The 18,501-nt window shown below is 60.1% G+C and carries 12 protein-coding genes; 1 reads left to right on the top strand and 11 read right to left on the bottom strand.

The window, feature by feature from the left end; translation table 11 throughout:
• Nucleotides 1-125: 125 nt before the first annotated feature.
• The 10 genes from AC50YL_RS17645 to AC50YL_RS17600 form a co-directional block, all read right to left on the bottom strand.
• A complete protein-coding gene (locus AC50YL_RS17645) occupies nt 126-1,676 on the bottom strand; it encodes a response regulator (RefSeq protein ID WP_494833532.1) in 1,551 nt (516 codons plus the stop codon).
• Nucleotides 1,669-3,423, bottom strand: a complete 1,755-nt coding sequence (locus AC50YL_RS17640) for a cache domain-containing sensor histidine kinase (RefSeq protein ID WP_494833531.1) — start codon at nt 3,421-3,423, stop codon at nt 1,669-1,671. Before AC50YL_RS17640 ends, AC50YL_RS17645 begins: the two co-directional genes overlap by 8 nt.
• A 103-nt stretch (nt 3,424-3,526) precedes the next feature.
• A complete protein-coding gene (locus AC50YL_RS17635) occupies nt 3,527-5,266 on the bottom strand; it encodes a type 2 periplasmic-binding domain-containing protein (protein WP_494833530.1) in 1,740 nt (579 codons plus the stop codon).
• 84 nt (nt 5,267-5,350) lie between these two features.
• Entirely contained in the window at nt 5,351-6,232 is an 882-nt protein-coding gene (locus AC50YL_RS17630) for a carbohydrate ABC transporter permease (protein ID WP_494833529.1), read from the bottom strand.
• Nucleotides 6,233-6,246: 14 nt separating this feature from the next.
• Nucleotides 6,247-7,221: an ABC transporter permease gene (locus AC50YL_RS17625; RefSeq protein ID WP_494833528.1), complete on the bottom strand. Its 975-nt coding sequence runs from the start codon at nt 7,219-7,221 to the stop codon at nt 6,247-6,249.
• Nucleotides 7,222-7,557: 336 nt separating this feature from the next.
• The gene (locus AC50YL_RS17620) at nt 7,558-9,783 is read right to left on the bottom strand and encodes a hypothetical protein (RefSeq protein WP_494833526.1); all 2,226 of its coding nucleotides are present in this window, start codon (nt 9,781-9,783) and stop codon (nt 7,558-7,560) included.
• A gap of 70 nt (nt 9,784-9,853) precedes the next feature.
• The gene (locus AC50YL_RS17615; protein WP_494833524.1) at nt 9,854-11,527 is read right to left on the bottom strand and encodes a type 2 periplasmic-binding domain-containing protein; all 1,674 of its coding nucleotides are present in this window, start codon (nt 11,525-11,527) and stop codon (nt 9,854-9,856) included.
• 102 nt (nt 11,528-11,629) lie between these two features.
• A complete protein-coding gene (locus AC50YL_RS17610) occupies nt 11,630-12,526 on the bottom strand; it encodes a carbohydrate ABC transporter permease (RefSeq protein ID WP_494833522.1) in 897 nt (298 codons plus the stop codon).
• Nucleotides 12,527-12,575: 49 nt separating this feature from the next.
• Nucleotides 12,576-13,493, bottom strand: a complete 918-nt coding sequence (locus AC50YL_RS17605) for an ABC transporter permease (RefSeq protein ID WP_494833520.1) — start codon at nt 13,491-13,493, stop codon at nt 12,576-12,578.
• Between the two features lie 257 nt (nt 13,494-13,750).
• Nucleotides 13,751-14,917 (bottom strand): GntR family transcriptional regulator, encoded by a 1,167-nt coding sequence (locus AC50YL_RS17600; RefSeq protein WP_494833519.1) that lies wholly within the window; start codon nt 14,915-14,917, stop codon nt 13,751-13,753.
• Between the two features lie 406 nt (nt 14,918-15,323).
• Between AC50YL_RS17600 and AC50YL_RS17595 the strand changes: the two genes are divergently transcribed.
• Nucleotides 15,324-17,393, top strand: coding sequence for a GxGYxYP domain-containing protein (locus AC50YL_RS17595; RefSeq protein ID WP_494833517.1), 2,070 nt, complete (start codon nt 15,324-15,326; stop codon nt 17,391-17,393).
• A gap of 207 nt (nt 17,394-17,600) precedes the next feature.
• Here the strand turns inward: AC50YL_RS17595 and AC50YL_RS17590 are convergent, their stop codons facing one another.
• Nucleotides 17,601-18,413 carry a helix-turn-helix domain-containing protein gene (locus AC50YL_RS17590; protein WP_494833516.1) on the bottom strand — a complete coding sequence of 271 codons (813 nt, stop codon included), beginning with the start codon at nt 18,411-18,413 and terminating at the stop codon, nt 17,601-17,603.
• Nucleotides 18,414-18,501: the final 88 nt, after the last annotated feature.

The following is an 18,501-nucleotide window of genomic DNA, read 5'->3' as shown; positions in this document are numbered from 1 at the left end:
CTATTCTTCGCGTGAAACTATTCTTCACCTGCAAGATTCGCCGTATTCGCCCGCTTCCCTTCCGCTGGCATGAAAAACGGCGTATCGGCCAAGACCCATGAGGGCCTGCCGAAACGCCGTCGCGTTCATCCGTACAGCTTGCCCTTTGCTTGGCTCCGGTAATCCTGCGGGCTGATCCGGTATTTATCGCTGAACAAGCGCGAGAAATACCGGGGATTCGCGATGCCGACCATCGAGGATATCTCGTATATCTTGAGATCGGACCGCGCCATCATCGACTTTGCCTGCTCGAGTCTGTAATCCTGCAGATAATCAAGGAAGCTGCGTCCGGTTTCGTTGCGAAACAGCGTCCCGAACCAGCTCGGGCTCAGATTGACGCGGCGGGCGACGGTCGCCGCATCGATATCTTCCCGATAATGCGCGCGGATATAACCGATCGCGTCGCGGATTTCCTGCCTGCGGCATGCGAGCGGCCGCGTTCCGCGCTTCAAGCGGTCGATCAACCGTTCGATCATCGCCGTTAATCCGCCGGCATGGCCGCAGCGCTCGATCTCGTCCAATATCCATTCGCGCACCGATGCCGCGCCCTCGTCCGTCTCCGGCAGCAGGTCTTCCCGGAAGCAGTCGCCAAGCTCGAAGACGGCATGCTTCAGCTGCTCGGCGCCCGGCTTCGTCCGAAGCACGATCTCGTCCCGCCACGCGCGCAGCAGCTCCTCGACGGCGCTTTCGTCTAGCTCTTCCGCCGCCAGCTTGATGCTTGCATGAAGGACCCTCAACCCGGCGTTTTCCGCCGAACCCGGAGCAGCCGCAACCTGACCGTCGCCGGACAAGACGATCCCTTTCGGTTCGTAAAACGCGCGTTCCAGCAGCCTCCGGCAATCCTCCAACGCGGCGGGCAGCTGGTCCGGCTTGAATCTCGCGCCCGACAGCGCTTGAAGCGGCTCCAAGCCGAGCTTGGCGCATGCCTCATATCCGCCGCGCAGGGCTCCCGCGGTCCAAGCATTGAAATCCGCGCAGCCGTTCAGCTCGGCCGAGGCGAACAGCACCGCCCAGTCCGACTCCGTCAGCCGAATGACGAAGGACGCGTAAGGCGCGGCTTCCGTCTCGTAAGCGCCGATCAAATGCGCGGCATCGAGCTTGGCATCGCCGGGAAAGCGCAAGGCGCCGAGCCTGAATTGCCGGAAGGCCGCCGTCTCGCGCCGCAATTCCTCCCCGGATGCCGTCGCCGTCCCCGACAGCAAGCGGTCCTGCAGCAGCTGCCGCATCGTCCAACGCTTCTGCAGGCGGGTCTTGCGAATGTCCGCGACCGCCCGATCCAGGCAGGCGATGAACTCCGTCTCGCTAAGCAGCAGCTTCGTCAGGTAATCGGCCGCGCCGAACCGCATGGCATGCTGCGCCTTATCGAAATCTTCGAAGCAGGTCAGCAGGATGACCGCGGGAGGCGCCGCCATGCCGCGGATCCGCTCCAACAAGCCGAGTCCGTCCAGCACCGGCATGCCGATATCGGCGATGACGATATCCGGCTGCCGTTCCCCGATCATGCGCCAAGCCTGCTCGCCGTTCTCCGCTTCCCCGGCGATCTCGTATCCGCGCGCCTCCAAGCCGAACGAACGAATGCGCATCCTGGCAAGAGGTTCGTCGTCGACGACAAGCAGGCGAAAGAATCGTTCATTCATTGGCTAACCTCCTTCCTGCGGCTTCCAGACGGGGCAATACGATGGCGATCGTCGTGCCTTCGCCGGGTTCGCTGCGGACGGATAACCCGTACCGCTCCCCGAAGTGCAGACGGATGCGCCGATGCACGTTCAAGACGCCGATGCCGCGCCCGCCGCCCGGCGCCGCGTCTTCCCGCAGCGCTTGGCGCAGCACGGCCAGCCGCTCCTCCGGAATGCCGACGCCGTTGTCGCGCACGTAGATCACCATGCCTCGTTCCTCCGACCGAACCGCAACGTCCAGTTCGCCGGCGCGGCCTTCGAGCGCATGCAGCCCGTGGAATACCGCGTTCTCCACGATCGGCTGCAGCACCAGCTTCATGACCGGAATCCGCGCAATCTCCGGCGGCGGGTCTTCAATCCGGAACCGGAACCGGCTGCCGTAGCGCACGGATTGAATATGCAAATAATCGGCCGCGTAACGGAGCTCTTCCGCGAGCGGCGGCTGTTGGTTGTCGTCCAGGCTGTACTTGAGCAGGCGGCACAGCACCCCCATCATGTCGTGCAGCTCCCGCTTGGTGCCGACGTCGACCATGATGTCGATCGTGTTCAGCGTATTGTACAGAAAATGGGGGTTGATCTGCGACAGCAGCACCTGCATGTCGGATTGGCGCTTCGCCTCCTCCGTGCGCTGGAGGCCCGCGACGAGATCGGAGATTTTAAGGGTCATTTGGTTGAATTGGTTCGCCAGTTCGCCGAGCTCATCCCGCTGCTTCACGCGCACCTTCGCCGCAAGGTCGCCTCTCGCGACCTTGCGGATGCCCTTGGTCAGCGCGAGAATCGGCCTCGTGAACCACCAAGAGACGGTGACGTATATGCCCAGAAACCCGATCAATCCGAACAGCAGCAGCGACCAGGCAATCTGGCCGAGCGGCTTGAACCGGCTCTCCAGCTTGTTGACGTCGCCGACGACGATGACCTTCCATCGCAGGTTGGTCTTCATGTACGAGACGGAATGGTAGATGCCGGCCTGCTTGAAGTACTTCAGCGCCTGGCCCAGCGTCTCCGCGTTCTTCTCCGCGATGAATTCCTTCGCGCCGCCGGACGGGCTGGCCCAGATGTAATCGATCAGCTTATCGTCGCTGTCGTAGAGCAGCGTCTGCGTGTCGTAGCTGCCGGCGAAGGCGGCGCTCCGCTCCAGGAACGCCGACAAGTCGACGAGAAACGCGAGATAGCCGGACGGGCTCCCCGCTTCGTCGAATACCGTCTTCGTCACCAGGCTTGTCGGGCCGTAGGCGCCCGAGCGGCCGATATCGGAGCGGATCGTGTTCGACCATTCGAACACGCCGCTGCTCGCCTGCGCCTGCTTCCGCACGAGCTGTTCTTCCTTCTCCGAGAAGTTGCCCCAGAAGTTCTGCGGATAGCCCGTGATGGCCCCGTCCTTGCGGATGTAGACGATGCCCCGGACGAAGTCGGAGCGGATTTGCGCAGCCGTGTGCATGGCGCTGCCCAGGCTTTCGCCGGCGCCGCCCTCCTGCTTGATCGTCTGCTCCATTTCCAGCATGTTATAGGTGATCTCGTTGTTATAGATCGTGATCAGATGCGTCACTTGGCTGGACATGCCGGCGAGCGCTTCGTTCTGCGTTTCCCGCAGGAACCCGAGCGTGTAGTCCTTGGCGATCTGCACGACGAAGAAGACGAACAGCGTGCTCGGTATGAACAAGAGCAAAATCAGTTTGGCGCGGGAACCAAGCTTCATGCGGCGTTTCAATCCGGATGCACCCTTCCTCGGCGGCAATGTCCCGCGAATAGACAAGTATACCCATGAACGCATGGAAGCGCATTCATGAGTATACCGGGACGAGCTGGAATTCTTATGGTTTGGCCGCGCCTAGCTGGGCCGCGGCGGCGTCGATGAGCTTCTGTCCGCCCGCTTTCTTCCATTCTTCCACATACGCGTCCCAATCGTCAAAGGAACGTTTGCCGAGCACGAACGAAATCTCGTTCTTGTTCTGGAAATCCGACAGCTTCTGGCTCGTCGGACCGTCCAGCGTCAGGTTCATATCGAAGTTTTTGTAACGCGGCATGGCGATGATCTGCTGGTTGAACTTGCTGCCCGTCACGCCGACAGGCTCGTCGTCGTAGACCTGCCAGATCAAGGTGTACCCGAAGAACTGCCAGTCCGCGAGCGACTGGTATTCCGGCTTCGCCTTCTGGATATGCGAATCCTTGATGAAGAACACGTTCGTGCCGTCGTCGTTCAGCTTCACCGTGGAATCGTCCGGGAAGATCTCCGGTCCGCCGCCCTGGGACACCGCCCAGTAGTTCTCGTTCGGATAGATCATCGTATCGAGCATATGGGCGAGCCGCATCATTTTGCCCGGGTCGTCCTTCAGCTTCTTGGAGAAGATGAACATCCCGCCCGGACTGCCGCCCGGTCCGTACATGCCGCCCTTGCCGTCGTTCGACTTCAGCGGATCGAGCGGTTCCCACAGCGCCGCCGCCGCCGCGTCCTTCTTCTTGGCGTCGTACTGCTCCTGCACGATGTTCCAGCCGGGATACCAGACGAGCCCGATCTGATCGTTCAGCGTGTACGCCTTGAACGGCTCCCAGCCGATCGTGTACCAATCCGGCGCGAGCAGCTTGTTGTCATAGAGCTTCTTGACGAATTTGAGGAAATTTTCCGTCGTGCCGTCGAGCATCGGGTGGTTGAGCTTGCCGTCCTGGACGTTCCAGCTCGGATGGCCGTACATCGTCTTCAGCGCGTCCATCATCGACCACGCGTTGCCCGCGCCGGCGGCCCCCATCAGCCAGGTGTCGGCCTTGCCGTTCTTGTTCGGATCCTGTTCGACGACCGCTTTCGCGTAAGCGAACAGCTCATCCTCGGTCGTCGGCACGCTCATGCCGAATTCCTTCAGCCAATCCTGCCGGATGAAATACGCCCAATTGTCCGGGAACACGCCGTAGCGCGGCACGCCGATCAGCTGATCGTCCTTCGTGGTCGCCCATTTCGCGAAATCCTTCGTCACGTATTCCATCGCCTGCGGCATGTAAGGCAGCACTTCCTTGCCGTCGAGCAGCTGGCCCGCGTTGTAGAGCGACAGGGCGACGTTCTTGTCCGGCATCATGACCATGTCCGGCTCGTCTCCGGACGCGTAGCGCACGCTGACGGAATTTTTCAGATCGTCCCCGTTCATGCTGGTGAATTTGAGCTTCACGTTGAATTTCTGCTCCAGGTATTCCTTGACCTTGTCTTCGGGCACCGGCTGGTTGAACGAACCGGCCAGCATAACGTCCAGATCGTAGGACTTGCTCATGTCGTCGTAGGCATAGCCGGACTTGTCGACGGCCTTCGGAACCTGCGGAAAAGCATCCGGGAAATTCAGCTCCTTCACCGGCGCCTCCGCCGTTCCGTTTCCGGCGTTTCCGGCGTTTCCGGCGTTCGCGGCATTTCCTCCGCCGTTATCGTTTCCATTGCCGGCTGCCGCCGCATTGCCGCCTCCGCTGCCGGCGTTGCCATTGGCGTTATTGGCCGAGTTGTCGGAGCAGGCGCTCATCGCCGTCACGGAAGCCAGCATGACCGCCATCGCGGCAAAAGCCATTTTCTTCCTCATGCGTCTCTATCCCCTTTCTGAAATGCAACGATTTATGTAAAGAAGCGCCTCCGGACGGCTTCTTGACACCTGATTGATGCCGCATCAGCCTTTCACGGCGCCCAAATACATGCCCTTGACGAAATGCTTCTGCAGGAACGGGTAGACGCACAGGATCGGAACGAGCCCGATCACGACCGTCGCCATCTTGATCGTCTCGGTGCTGACGGCCTGCGTCGATTTCAGCATCCCGTTCATGTTGTCGCCGCTGATGGAGTCGACGGTCAGCATGTTCTTGAGCACCATCTGCAGCGGATAAAGCGACTTGTCGTTCAGGTACAGCAGCGCGTCGAACCAGCTGTTCCAGTGGGCCACGAGATTGAACAGCCCGATGGCGGCGAGCGCCGGCGCGGCGAGCGGCACGACGATCCGCGTCAAGGTGCTCCACTCCCCCGCGCCGTCGATCTTGGCGGATTCGACCAGTCCGTCCGGGAGATTCTCGATGAAGATCTTGATGACCAGCAGCCCGAAGCTGTCGACCATTAGCGGCAGCACCATCGACCACAGCGAGTTGATGAGGCCGAGCTGCTTGATGACCAGGTACGTCGGGATCATGCCGCCGTTCAGCAGGATCGTCGCGAGCACGAACAGCAGGAACAGCTTTCTGCCCGGCAGCGTCCGCTGCGCCAGGACGAATGCGCCTACCGTCGTCAGCATGAGGGCGAGCAAGGGCCCGACCGTGCTGCGGAAGACGGAGATCAGGAACGAATGCCAGACGACGGAGGAAGCCATGATCCGCTTGTACGCTTCCAGCGTCGGCTCCTGCGGGATGATGACGAAATAATTGCGCTGGATCATTTCCGCCTTGGTCGTAAACGACATGCCGAGCACGTAGACCAGCGGGAAGACGGCGGTGAGCGCCACGAGAATGACGATGACGTGGATGATCGTCTGATAGATGATTTCGCTTCGCGATTTGTAGATCATAGTGGCCCTCCTTCTTACCAGATGCCGCGGCCGGTGAATTTTTTGGCAAGGAAATTGCTGCCCAGGATGAAAATCATGCCGATGATGGACTGGAAGACGCCCACGGCCGTCCCGATGCTGAACTGCAGCCGGCTGAGCCCTTCGCGGTACACCCACGTCTCGATGACGTCGGCGGAATCCAGCACCGCCTTGTTGTAGAAGAGCAGGATCTGCTCGCCGCCCGCGAACAGGATGCTGCCGAGGTTGATGCAGAGCACGAACGTGATGACCGGCAGGATGCTCGGCAGCGTGATCGCCGCGATTCTTCTGATCGGTCCCGCGCCGTCCATCGTCGCCGCCTCGTACAGCTGCGGGTCCACGGTCGTCAGCGCCGCGAGGTAGATGATCGTGCTCCAGCCGATTTCCTTCCACAGCGCCGAGCCGAGCAGGAGCGGGCGGAACCACGATTCCGAGAGGAAAAATTCGAACCTGGCGTAGCCGAGCCATTCCAGGACGTTATTGACGAAACCGGTGCCCGTGGAGAAGAATGCGAACACGATGCCGTAGACGATGACCCACGAGAAGAAATGCGGGATGTACACGGCGCTTTGCAGCCATTTCTTCAGTCGCCTCGACGCGAGATCGTGGAACATGATCGCCAGGACGATCGGCGGAAAGAAGCCGACCACGATGCGGAGCACGCTGATCTCGACCGTATTGCGCAGGACGTTGACGATCTCCGGGTCCTGGAACAGCACGCGGAAATTCGCGAAGCCGACCCATTCGCTGCTGAACACGCCCGAGCCCAGCTGCAGGTCCTTGAAGGCCACGATCCATGCCAGGACGATCGGCCAGTACCGGAAAATAACGTAATACGCGATGACGGGCAAGAACATCAGATACAGGATGCGGTGCTCCGCGATCCGCTGCCACAGGCTGCGTTTCGCCGGAGCCGCGATCGCCGCGGCCGGCCGCCGGGATGCGCCCGGTCCGGGAATTGATTGGGCCAATTTTGCTTCCTCCTTCTCGCTTGCCGGAGCGTTGCCGGTTGGATACGAACAGTATAGCAAACGCTTTCATAAAACAGGTGCACTGTGGCACTGAAAAGGTGCACAATTCCACTGCGTTTGCGGCGGGACGCGCCGCCAAGCGGCAGCGGGAAAAGGCCGGCCGATGGACTCGGCCGGCCTGTCGACGAAAAAAGGGCAGCCCCCGAGGCCCTCACGGCTCGGAAGCTGCCCTAGCGTTGCGATCCTTCGCGAACGGTCACCGCCACGCGGCAACGGCCTCTCGGCAACCGCCGAATCCCCGCGCGCCGACGAATGCTTGCGGTCCGGCCGGCCGACTCAATAGACGATCGCGAGCGCCGCGCCGGCCGGTTGGCCCTGATGACGGACGAGCAGCGTCCCCGAAGCCCGATCATGCCGATACTCGGCCTCTTTCCCGTCCGCCGTCACCCGCTTCGGCGCATCGGCAAGCCGGATGCGCGTGCTGACGGTCATGTTCGCCGGCGATTCCGATACGAACGTAAACCGTCCCGCCTCGTGCCGCTCGTCGCGGATGCGCGACGAGCTGATCAAGATCGCCGGTTCCCCGGCGCTCCGGCTTGCGCTTCCCTCGGCCGCGGCATTCGCCGCTCCGACCGCCGGTTCGTAGTCCAGGTCATAGAGCAGGCAGTTCTCTCCCGGCCGCAGCTCCACGCGTTCGCGTATCGGCAGGTCGTCCTCGAACAGATCGATGAAGCGGCCATGGATCGCGAAGCCTTCCGCCGAATCCGTCTCGTCGAGCGCCTGCGCGATGACGTACGGACCGCGTTGAATCCGCAAATTGCCGCTCTCGACGTACTCGCGCGCTTCGCCGCGAATGCCGAGCGCGCGGCGCACGCTGCCCGTGACCAGCTCCGCGCCCTTTCCCGACTGCGACAGCGCCGCCGGGTTTACCTTCAGATAGATAACCGCTCCGTCGCCCACCGCATGCTCGCCTTCCTCCGGGTTGCGTCCGAGGCCCATCGCCTCGAACAAATGCTCTTCGGGCCGTTCGTACGTCCGGCTTCCGGCGCCGCGGTTCCACCATTCCCGCACCCCGTGGAACGGGTCGGAGCCGTCGCCGGCGTAGATCAGCACGCCGCCCTCCCGCACCCATTGCCCGAGCGCCTGATGGATGCCGGGATGCTCCGGCTTCATGAATTCGTAGCTGAGCAGCAGGACGCGGTAGCCTTCCAGGTAACCCGGGAACGTCAGGATGTTGTCCAGCTGAATCGGACGCAGCGGAACGCCTTTCTTCACGAGCGGCAGCGCCAAGCCGTAGAAAGCCGACCAATCCAGCAGGTCGCGCTGCTCCGCCGTCAGTTTGTCCGCCGAATCGGTGCCGTCGTACTTGAACGCTTCGCGGCTGTCGTCCTCGCCGATCACGTCCCCGCGCTGATACATCGCCGAATTGGCCAGGCACAGGCCGATGCCCCGCGTGTAGAGCTCGCCTCCCGCCTCCTCCTCGTGACGATGCATGTCCCGCAGCACGCTCATGACCGTCAGCAGCACAGTGGCATACTCGCCGGGAATGCCTTCCTTGCCCGCGCCGTCCTCGGTCGGGTATTTCCCTTCGAACACGCGGCGCGGCCATGGGCACACTTCATATTGACTCACGCCGGGATGAAGCAGAGACGCGACGACGGTCTGCCGGTAGTTGAACCGGTAGTCGCTCCACGTATAACGCGGATTATCCTCGATCGGATCGTGCAGGAACCACATCTCCCGCCCGGTGCCGCGGGTCAATTCCTGCATGATCCCGTATTCGAGATACGCCGTCTCGAAGGTCCGCTCGCGGCGAACCCCCTTGTACACGTTCGGCGTCCGCGCCGTCCCCGTCCAGATCTGCGCGATGAAGCCGTCGCACGCGGGCATCGAGACGAGCAGCGCTTCCGGGCTGACGATCCGCCACTGCGTATAATTGATCAAGCTGTGCGTCGGCACGTAGAACCGGACCGTCCGTCCGTGAGTCACGAGCGCGTATTCCTTCATCTGGCTGCAGATCCGGTCCAGCGCCCGGTAATACATGGCGGCCTTCAGCTTCGACGCCCGGTATTGCGCGTCGGGGGAAGCATGCGGCGGAATCCAGTCCTCCCCGTAATAATTGAGCCATTCGCGCTTGAACGCTTCTTCGTAGCCCGTCTGCGCCCAAAATTCCGGCTCCTCCATATGGATCGCTTCGACGCCGTAATCGATCGCCTTCTTGATGTACGTCGCCAGATACTCCGCGAACGAGATCGTCGGCACCATGTACGGAACGTCCTTGCCGTGCAGCATATGCTTGCCGTCCTGCATCGTCTGCGCTTCGTCCCAATGATCGCGGCCGTCGAACCGGCTGTACAAGTAATCCTGGTATTCGCCCCAGGATACGCCCGTCATCAGATGGATCGTATAACCGGCGTTCTTCCAGCCTTCGATGCGCGCGGGCAAATCGTTGCCGATCCCGTACACCATGACGAAATCCGTGCGCAGATCGTAATTCGGCCCGTACGGACGGGATTCCTGAAACCCGGTCCATTCGGGGCTCGTTTTCGGTTTTCGGCTCATGTCTGCCGCCTCCTTAAAAAAAGCCGGCCGGCTTGCGCCGGCGCGGTTGATAGGGATGGATGAAATTGCGTTAGTTCGCCATTTGCAGCTTGACGACTTCCTTGCCTTTGAGGTTCTCGTTGACGTACTTGATCGCGTCCGGATAGCCGGTTTTGTTCATTTGCTCGCGCAGCTCGTTGATGACCTTGAGCGCCGCGGCATCGGACTTGGTGAAGATGGCCTGCTGCCAGACGGCGGTAATTTGATCCATGGACGGCTTGAGCGATTCGTATTGCGGCGATTTCGCCAGCACGTCGCCCGGCGCATAGGCCGAGATGACCTTGATGCCGTTCGGACGGAGAACCTTGCGCGCGTTGTCCATGGCCGCGATGCGGTCTTGGTCGGCCCAGATATCGCCGCCGAGCGTCACGGTGCGGTCCAACCCGGACATCGATTCGAAGCCGATGCCGAAGCCTTCGTTCTTCTTCGCTTTGCCCGTCGTGTCGGCGATGAACTTGTCGAACATGTCTTTCTTCGCGACCGGTTTGCCGTCGACCATATCGTAGTGGACGCCTTCGATGCCGTAATGGACGAGCTTGAAGCCTTCGTCGGAAGCCAGGAAGTCGAGCAGTTTCAGAGAGGCATCCACGTTTTTGTTCTTCTTCGTAATGATCGTCACGTTATTTCCTTGGATGGCGAGATCGGCCGGGCGGTCTGCTTCCGCTCCTGCGCGCTCCAGCGGGCCGACGGGCACGTAGTCGCTGCCCGGATGCGCTTTCACGTAATCCTTGGACGCGTCCAGAATGGCCGGATAGTGCGCGGCCAGCACGGCGATGCGGCCCTGTTTGATTTTCTCGTTGGCGATCGGATCGGTCTGCGTGAACGCTTCTTGATCGAGCAGCCCTTCGGAAATCAGCTTGCGGTAGTAGAGCGTGTAATCCTCGTACTGCTTCGACATGAACGCCTGCTCCAGCGTGCCGTCGCCCTTGTCGACGTATTCGGCGCCGTAAAACATCGAGCTGCCGATCGTGACGGCCCAGCCGGCATGGAAACCGCCGAGCGGGATGACCGGGAGTCCGTTCTCCTGCAGTCCCGCGTCCTTGATTTTCTTCAGGAAGTTGTACAGGTCGTCCTTCGTCTTGACCGACTGCGGGTCGACGCCGATTTTAGCCGCGATGTCCTTGCGGACGTAGAAGCCGTACAGCCAATCGAGCGCGTCCTTGTCGCTTGCCGGCTGGTTCTGGTAGAGCAAATATTTTTTGTCGCCGAAGGCGCCGATCGCTTTGTCGTAGAGGGCCGGCGGCACGTTCTCCTTGGCGACTTCCTTGGCGAGGTTCGGGTATTTATCGAGGTACGGGGCCAGGTCGACCAATTGGTCTTCCTTCGCCGCTTTCACGATGCCGTCCAGCTCGCCGCCCCATGCCGGTCCGGTGTAGATGTCGGGCAGGTCCTGCGTGGCGAAGATCGTGTTGACCTTCTCGACCTCGCTGCCTTTCGTGTAATCGAACTGCACCGTTACGCCGGTTTTCTCTTTGATGGCTTCCGCGATCGGCGTCATGTCGACGTCGCCGGCGGACGAACCGTTCCAGTTGTGCAGGATTTTGACCGTGACGGGTTTGTTGCTGCTTGCGGCGTTGTCCCCGTTCGCTTCCGCATTGCCGGTGTTGCCGGTATTGCCGGTATCTCCGCCATTGCCGCCGTTTCCGTTGTTGCTGCAGCCGGCCAACAGCCCGCCGAGCAGCGTCACGGCCAGTGCCGATGACACCAGAGTTCCCCTCTTATTCCACATACGAACCCCTCCAATATTCGAATAATGGTCTATGATAAAGTTTCTCGCGAAACGTTTATCCGAACGTGAACGTGACGCTCAGCCTTTGACCGAGCCGATCATGGTGCCTTTGACGAAGAAGCGCTGCAGGAACGGATAGACGCACAGGATCGGGAAGACGGCGATGACGAGCAAAGCCATGCGCAGCGACTCCGGCGTCGAACCCGCCACGTTGGCGTTGATCGTCTGCCCGCCGTTCTGGGATGCCTGCTGCATCGAATTCGACAGCGCTTCCGCTTCCGTCAGCATCTGCTGCAGCAGCGTCTGGACGGGAATGAGATTCTTGTCCGAGACGTAGTACGCCCCGGTAAACCAGTCATTCCAATGCGCGACCCCGACGAAAAGCGAAATCGTGGCGAGCACCGGACCCGATAACGGAAGGATGATGCGGGCGAAGATCTGAAAATCGCCGTAGCCGTCGATTCGCGCCGACTCCTCGAGCTCCTCCGGTATGCCTTGGAGAAACGTCCGGATGATGACGATATGCAGGAAGCTGAACAAAGCCGGAATGACGAAAACCCAAAACGTATTAATGAGATGAAGCTTCTGCAGCGTAATGAAGTACGGAATGAAGCCGGCGCTGAAGATGGTCGGCAGAAAAATATAGAAGGTGAAGAACGTTCGGCCGGGCAACGATTTCTTCGAAAGCGCGTAAGCCATCAGCGTGCTGAGGAATACCGAGAGAAACGTGCCGAGCAGCGTCCGAAAGAGCGTGATCTTGTAAGCCTGCCAAATTTTAGGATTATCGAACACCTGCGCGTAGTTATCGAACGTGAATTTGCGGGGGTAGAAATAAAGCGCGCCTAACATGGAATCCTTCCCGTCGTTAAACGAGTACACCAGGATGTAAATGAACGGGTAAATCATCGAAAACCCGAGTATGGCCAGAATCAAGTAATTCAAAATATCGAATGGCGAGAAACGCCGCTTCTTCATGCTGGTTCGCTCCTTCCTGTTAATCAAGGCCAAACTTCCTGCTTGGCGGTTAGAAAAGCGATACGTCGCTGACTTTCCGGGCAACGCGGTTGACCGTCAAAATCAAGACGAGCGCGATGACGCTTTGGAACAAGCCTACCGCGGCCGCGTAGCTCAGCCTGCCTTCATTGAGGCCCGCGTTGATGACATGTACGTCGAGCACGCTGTCGATCGAGGCCGTCGCCGGTCCGCTGAGCAGGAGCAGCTGCTCGTAGCCCGCGCTCATCAGGCTGCCCGTCGCGAGGATGAACAGGATAACGGCGATATTGCGGATGCCGGGGAGCGTGACATGCCAGATCTGCTTGAACCGGCCGGCGCCGTCGATCTTCGCGGCTTCGTACTGCTGCTGGTCGATGCCGGCGATGGCGGCGATATAAATGATGGAGTTCCATCCGATGTTCTTCCAGATATCCGATCCCAGAATCATTTGGTAGAACCAGCTCGTGTTGTTCAGGAATTGGATCGGGTCTTTCACCATGCCGATCGACTCCAGCATATTGTTGACCGGGCCACCGTATTGGGCGAGCAGCCGCTGCATCAGTGTCACGACAACGACCCAGGAGACGAAGTACGGCAGGTACGAAAGCGTTTGCACAGTTTTCTTGAATTTGACGTTCCGGACCTCGTTGAGCAGGACGGCCAGAATAATCGGCATCATGAACCCGATGAGCAGCTTCAAGGCGCTGATGAGGATGGTATTGCGAATCAGCCTGTTCGATTGGTAGTAGTCGAAGAATTGGTGGAAATACTTCAGGCCCGCCCAAGGGCTGCCGCTGAAGCCGCCGGAAAATTGAAAATCCCGGAACGCGACTTGAATGCCGTAAAGCGGCACGTAGGAGAAAAGAAAAAACCAGACGATACCGGGCAGCATGAACAAATAAAACAATTTGTGCCGCCAAATGCGTTTCCATAATAGCGATGAAGTCATGTCGTATTTCCCCTTTCGGAAAGTTAAAGAATGGCTACTCCGATGCCAGCCGAGCTGCAGCATCCATATCCTTCCTTCATCTCACCAATAATATATATTAAATATTATATATATTCAATATGTTTTTAATAATCTTTAGGATGAAAATTTTTACATCTCAAGCGATCGATCCCCAATCGCGGAAGACGCGGCCTTCCTTTAACGCAAAAAACCGGCTTCCCGTTGAACGGGAAGCCGGTTGCCATATCGCGGCGGCGTTATGCCGTATGCGGAGGTCCGGACGTCTGGCGCACGACGAGCTCGGGCTCGATGAGCGTCTTCATGTATTTGCCGTCCTTGCCGTGCCCGCGCTGGATGATCTGGAGCAGCATTTCCGCCGCGCGGCAGCCCATGTCGTGCTCGAACTGCTTCACGTGCGTGAAGATGCTGAAATCCTCCACCATGGACGTCGGATCGTCGAAGCTGACGATGGACAGATCGCCCGGCACGCTAAGGCCGGCCTGGCGCGCCATCTGATAGATTTCCACGCCGAGCCTCCCGTTCAGCGTGATATACGCCGTCGCCATCCGGTTGCGGATATAGCGGTACAACGGGTGACTCTCCGGCCGTTCCTCGCCGTCCATGCGAAAATCCGTGATCATGTGCGCGGGGTTGATCAGCGCCCCCTTGTTCTTGAGCGCGTTCATGTAGCCTTCGATCCGTTCCTGCACCGTGACGGTCTGCAGGGGCGAATCGGAGCAGATGGCAATCTCCCGATGCCCCAGCTCCCACAGGTGATCGACCGCGATTTCCGCGCCCATCCTGCCGTCCGCGGCGATGTAGCTCGTCTCGACGCCGGGCAGGAACCGGTCGATCAGCACGAACGGGAATCCCGAAAACTTCATGGCGAGGATCTCTTCGTTATAGCGTTCTTCGTCGACCGGGAAGATCAGCATGCCCTCGACCCCGATATCCTTGAACGTCGTGATCGCCTCGATTTCTTTCTGCAGCTCGCCGCCGGACAACAGGATGATGCAGCGGCAGCCCCGCTCCTCCAGCGTTCTGCGGATCCCCTCGACGAGCCGGATCGCGAAGAAATCGTAGATGGAAGGCATGACGAGACCGATCACGCCGGTCCGCCTTCCCGTTTCGCCGAATTCGGCGACCGCGAGCCCGGTTCCCGCCGAGCCCGCGTGCGATTCAGCAGGGATGTCCTTCCCCCTGCCGCTGACGAAGCTGCCACGCCCCGGGACGCGGGTAATGAACTTCTCGTTCGCGAGCCCTGAAAGCGCGTTTACGACCGTGATCTTGCTGACGTTGAATTTGCCCATCAGCTCTTTCTCCGTCGGAATGCGGTCGCCTTCCTTCAGGCCTTCCGATTCGATCAAGTCGCGAATGTAATCCTGGATTTTCTGGTAAAGCGGTATCCGGTCAGCCGTGCTCATTCTACATCACCAATTTTCGGTATTAGATTTAGTATATATAATATATTTTTGCCAGCGGCTATGCAAGCATGATTCCTTGCTCCCAGATGCCCTTTCTTCCGCGCAAATCCGCGCCTTACGGCCTAAGGGAGAGACTGATTTGCAGGAAAATCGTAAGAACTTTTGTCGAAAGTATTGTAACACTATATATAATATATTAAATATATATCGTCACGCCGAAATAGGTAGGTATCCGATCAAATTTCAGGAGGTGAATCCACGCAACAACCCTCGCAGGCGTTGACGCATGCAATCCGGGCAACGATTCGAACACGAATGCTAACGCGGTTGAACGCAAAACGAAAGCGCAATCGGAAACGCGAACGACGGCTTGATCAAATCATACGAGGACGAGGTGTTCCATTTCATGATTCGAAAGCTTGCGACCGCAGGACTCGCACTGGCATGCACGTTATCCTTTACGATAGGCGCTTCGGCGGAAACGACGGCCGCGCAATCTGCCGACAAAGGCGGCGGCGGTTCCATATCGTGGCCGGCCAATCAGGCGCTGCCGAGCTTCGCCAAAGTCAAAACGCTCGAGGTCGCGGATATCTACGACGCGCCGGGCGACGACAAGATCATGCTGACCACGCTGCAGGGAATCGTCAACCGCAAGGAGCCCCGCATGTACGTGCTGGAAAGCAAAGAAGAAGGCAAATTCACGTGGCTGAACGACCTCGACGTCCCGTACAAGGTCCGCGACAACTACTGGGATATCGTCAAGACGTTCAAAAACGAAATCAAAGGCGTGATCGTCTACGATCCGGCCCTGCCCGATTCCATCAACGTGGCCACCACGCTGGCGGGGTTGAAGGACGCCGTCGTGGCAAGCCCCGAGCTGGCGCAAAAGCTGGCCGCCGCGCCATATAACCTGAAGGTGCTGGACGATCTGCGCGGCAAGTTCAAGGATCGGCTCGACGCCTATACCTGGCAGTACGAGAATCTGTGGAAGCAAACGACGCACCGCATGCTGGTCGGCCTGAGCCCGGATACGTCCATCCGCATCCCGGACGGCTTCCCCGCTTCCTTCAAGACGCTCGCCGCGGATACGACGCAGGAGCGCGACGCCAAGAACCGCAAGGTCTACGATCTGGACCTGACGCCGTTCCTCGGCAAGGACGCCGTCTACCTGCGGTTCGACGACGCCTTCACGCAGGACGGCTGGGGCTCCGCCGTTCACGAAGTGACCGTCAAGGCGGACGGCCAGGAGATCGCCCATTTCGTGGCGGGCACGCCGGAGGAGAAACCGTTCCTGTACGACGCCCAAAGCTCGCAGGTGTCCACGGGCAGCGGCGGTCACCGGTTCGCCGACAACGGCCGTTACTTCGTCTACAAATTCGCCGCGCCCGCCGGCACGAAGCAGTTGACCGCTTCCGTCGACATGTGGAACCAATACAAGGTTTCCGCCGGCAACGAGCAGCCGCCGTCCTCCGAGCAGAAGGAGCCTTACGGCTACCTGCGGGATTACGCGGTCGCCAATAAAGCGATGGTGTTCTGGCTCGACGCGAACGTGCCGGAGCAGCGCGCGCTGTTCGAGCGCATCCTCTCGGACGTCAAGCCGGGCACGCCGTACCTGGGCTGGTTCAGCAACGACGTCCAGGGCGAGTTCAACTCGGTCGAGATCACCTCGCAGCACGGCGTATACGTGCTGGCCGCCGACTGGTTCAGCAACATGACCGTGTTCTCGGGCACGTCCATGAAAGCGAAGCTCCCGGCTCCGGCCAAAGCGCCGAAGCTGGAAAATAAAATCTACGTCACCTACACCTTCAGCGAAGGCGATAATTTCCAATACAACGAACACCGCCTGCGCGTGCTATGGGATGATCCGAACCGCGGCAAGGTGCCGATCAACTGGACGTCCAGCCCGCTCTTGTACGACGGCGCCCCGGTCATGCTCGACCATTTCTTGAGCACCGCGACGCCGAACGACCAATTGATCGCCGGTCCTTCCGGCGCCGGCTACTTCTATCCGAACGCTTGGCCGGACAGCAGCTTCGCGCCTTACCTGAAGCAAACCTATTCGTATCTGAAGAAAACCGGCATGACGATTCCGTACGTGCTGAACCGCGTCGACGGCCAGAACGTGCCGCTTAGCGCGGCCAAGGTCGCCGCTTACGCGAACGAATATCACGCGCCGGGCGTGTTTCTCAGCTGGGAAGACCGCCACGGCATCTCGATCGAAGGCGGCAAGCTGCCGGTATCGACGATCCAAGGCATCAGCACCGTGCAGGACGGCAAGCGCATCCTGGACGAAGCCAAGGCGAACTGGGACGGGAAGTCCCCGCTCTTCGTATCGCTCGGCCTGCTCGCCTGGAGCATGACGCCGACGGACGTCGTCTCGCTGAACGGCTCCCTGGACAAGGATTTCGCCGCCGTCCGGGCCGATCAGTATTTCGCGCTCGTGCGCCAAGCGAACGGACTGCCCGCCAATCCGTAATGAATCCGCATGCTGCCGTACGCGTCAGCTCCCGGGGGATCCCCCGGGAGCTGATCGTCGTTCGGAGCCTGTTACGATGTTCTCCGCCAGCGCGGCATTCTTTCGCCGGACGGCAAGCAGCCTGAAGGCAATCGGCCGGCGCTTGTACGCGAACAACCCGGGATCTCCAGGATCCCGGGTTGTTCGTCGTTCGTTTGCCCGATAACGTCATTGCAGCCGGAACGCCTGCGGCGTCATGCCCGTCGTTTTCAGGAACGCCCGGTGGAACTGGCTCGCGCTGGAGAAGCCGAGCTCCTCGCCGATCCGGGCGACGGTCGCCTCCGAGCGGCGCAGCCGGTTCATCGCCTCTTCCATGCGCAGCTTCAGCAAATATTGGTACGGCGTCTTGCCGGTCGCTTCGCGGAAGGAACGGATGAAATGATAGCGGCTTTGCAGCGCGATGCCCGCCAGTTCGTCGATGCTCAGCGGATGCTCGTAGCAATCGTGCATGTAGGCCAGCGCCCGCTTGAGATGGGGATCGGTCAAGCCCTTGGGCGGCGCCGTCCGCGGCGCGTCCCGCGAGCCCGCTCCGACGAGTCCGCCGATATAGGCCAGGACGTCGTGCTCCACTTCCTGCGCGGCAAGCGGATCCGCCAAGGCCTGACCTTGCATCAGCGCAAGCATCCAATGGCGGAAACGGCCGAGCACGTCCCCGGCGTCGAACCATTGCCGGATATCGTGGCGGGCGCCGGCCTCGAAGCGCGGCCGAACGGCTTCCATGCCGCCGCTTCCGCGCTCGCGGACCTTGAGGATAATAACCGACGTCCGCTCCCCGATATGAAAATGATGGTTCGTGCCCGGCGGCTGTATCAGCCCGCTGCCTTGCTGCAGCGCGTAGCCGCGGTTTTCCTGCGTAAAGTGGCAGGTGCCTTGGACCGGCAGCGTGACCTGCATCCATTGATCGTGCGCGTGCGGAACGTTCTTGAAGTCCTCGCTCCCCTGCCATAGTTCGATCCATTCCGTCCTTGCTTTCATCTCCATCTGTCTTCACCTGCACCCATTATAGCAAAAATTGCTCCGCTCGCAGCACTTTTCGCTAACGACCACGCCCCGCGCGTCCGCTACAATT

Source organism: Paenibacillus sp. J22P277 (genome assembly GCF_059383675.1).
The sequence above is the reverse complement of the archived record's forward strand: the minus strand, read 5'-3'. Positions and strand labels throughout refer to the sequence as shown.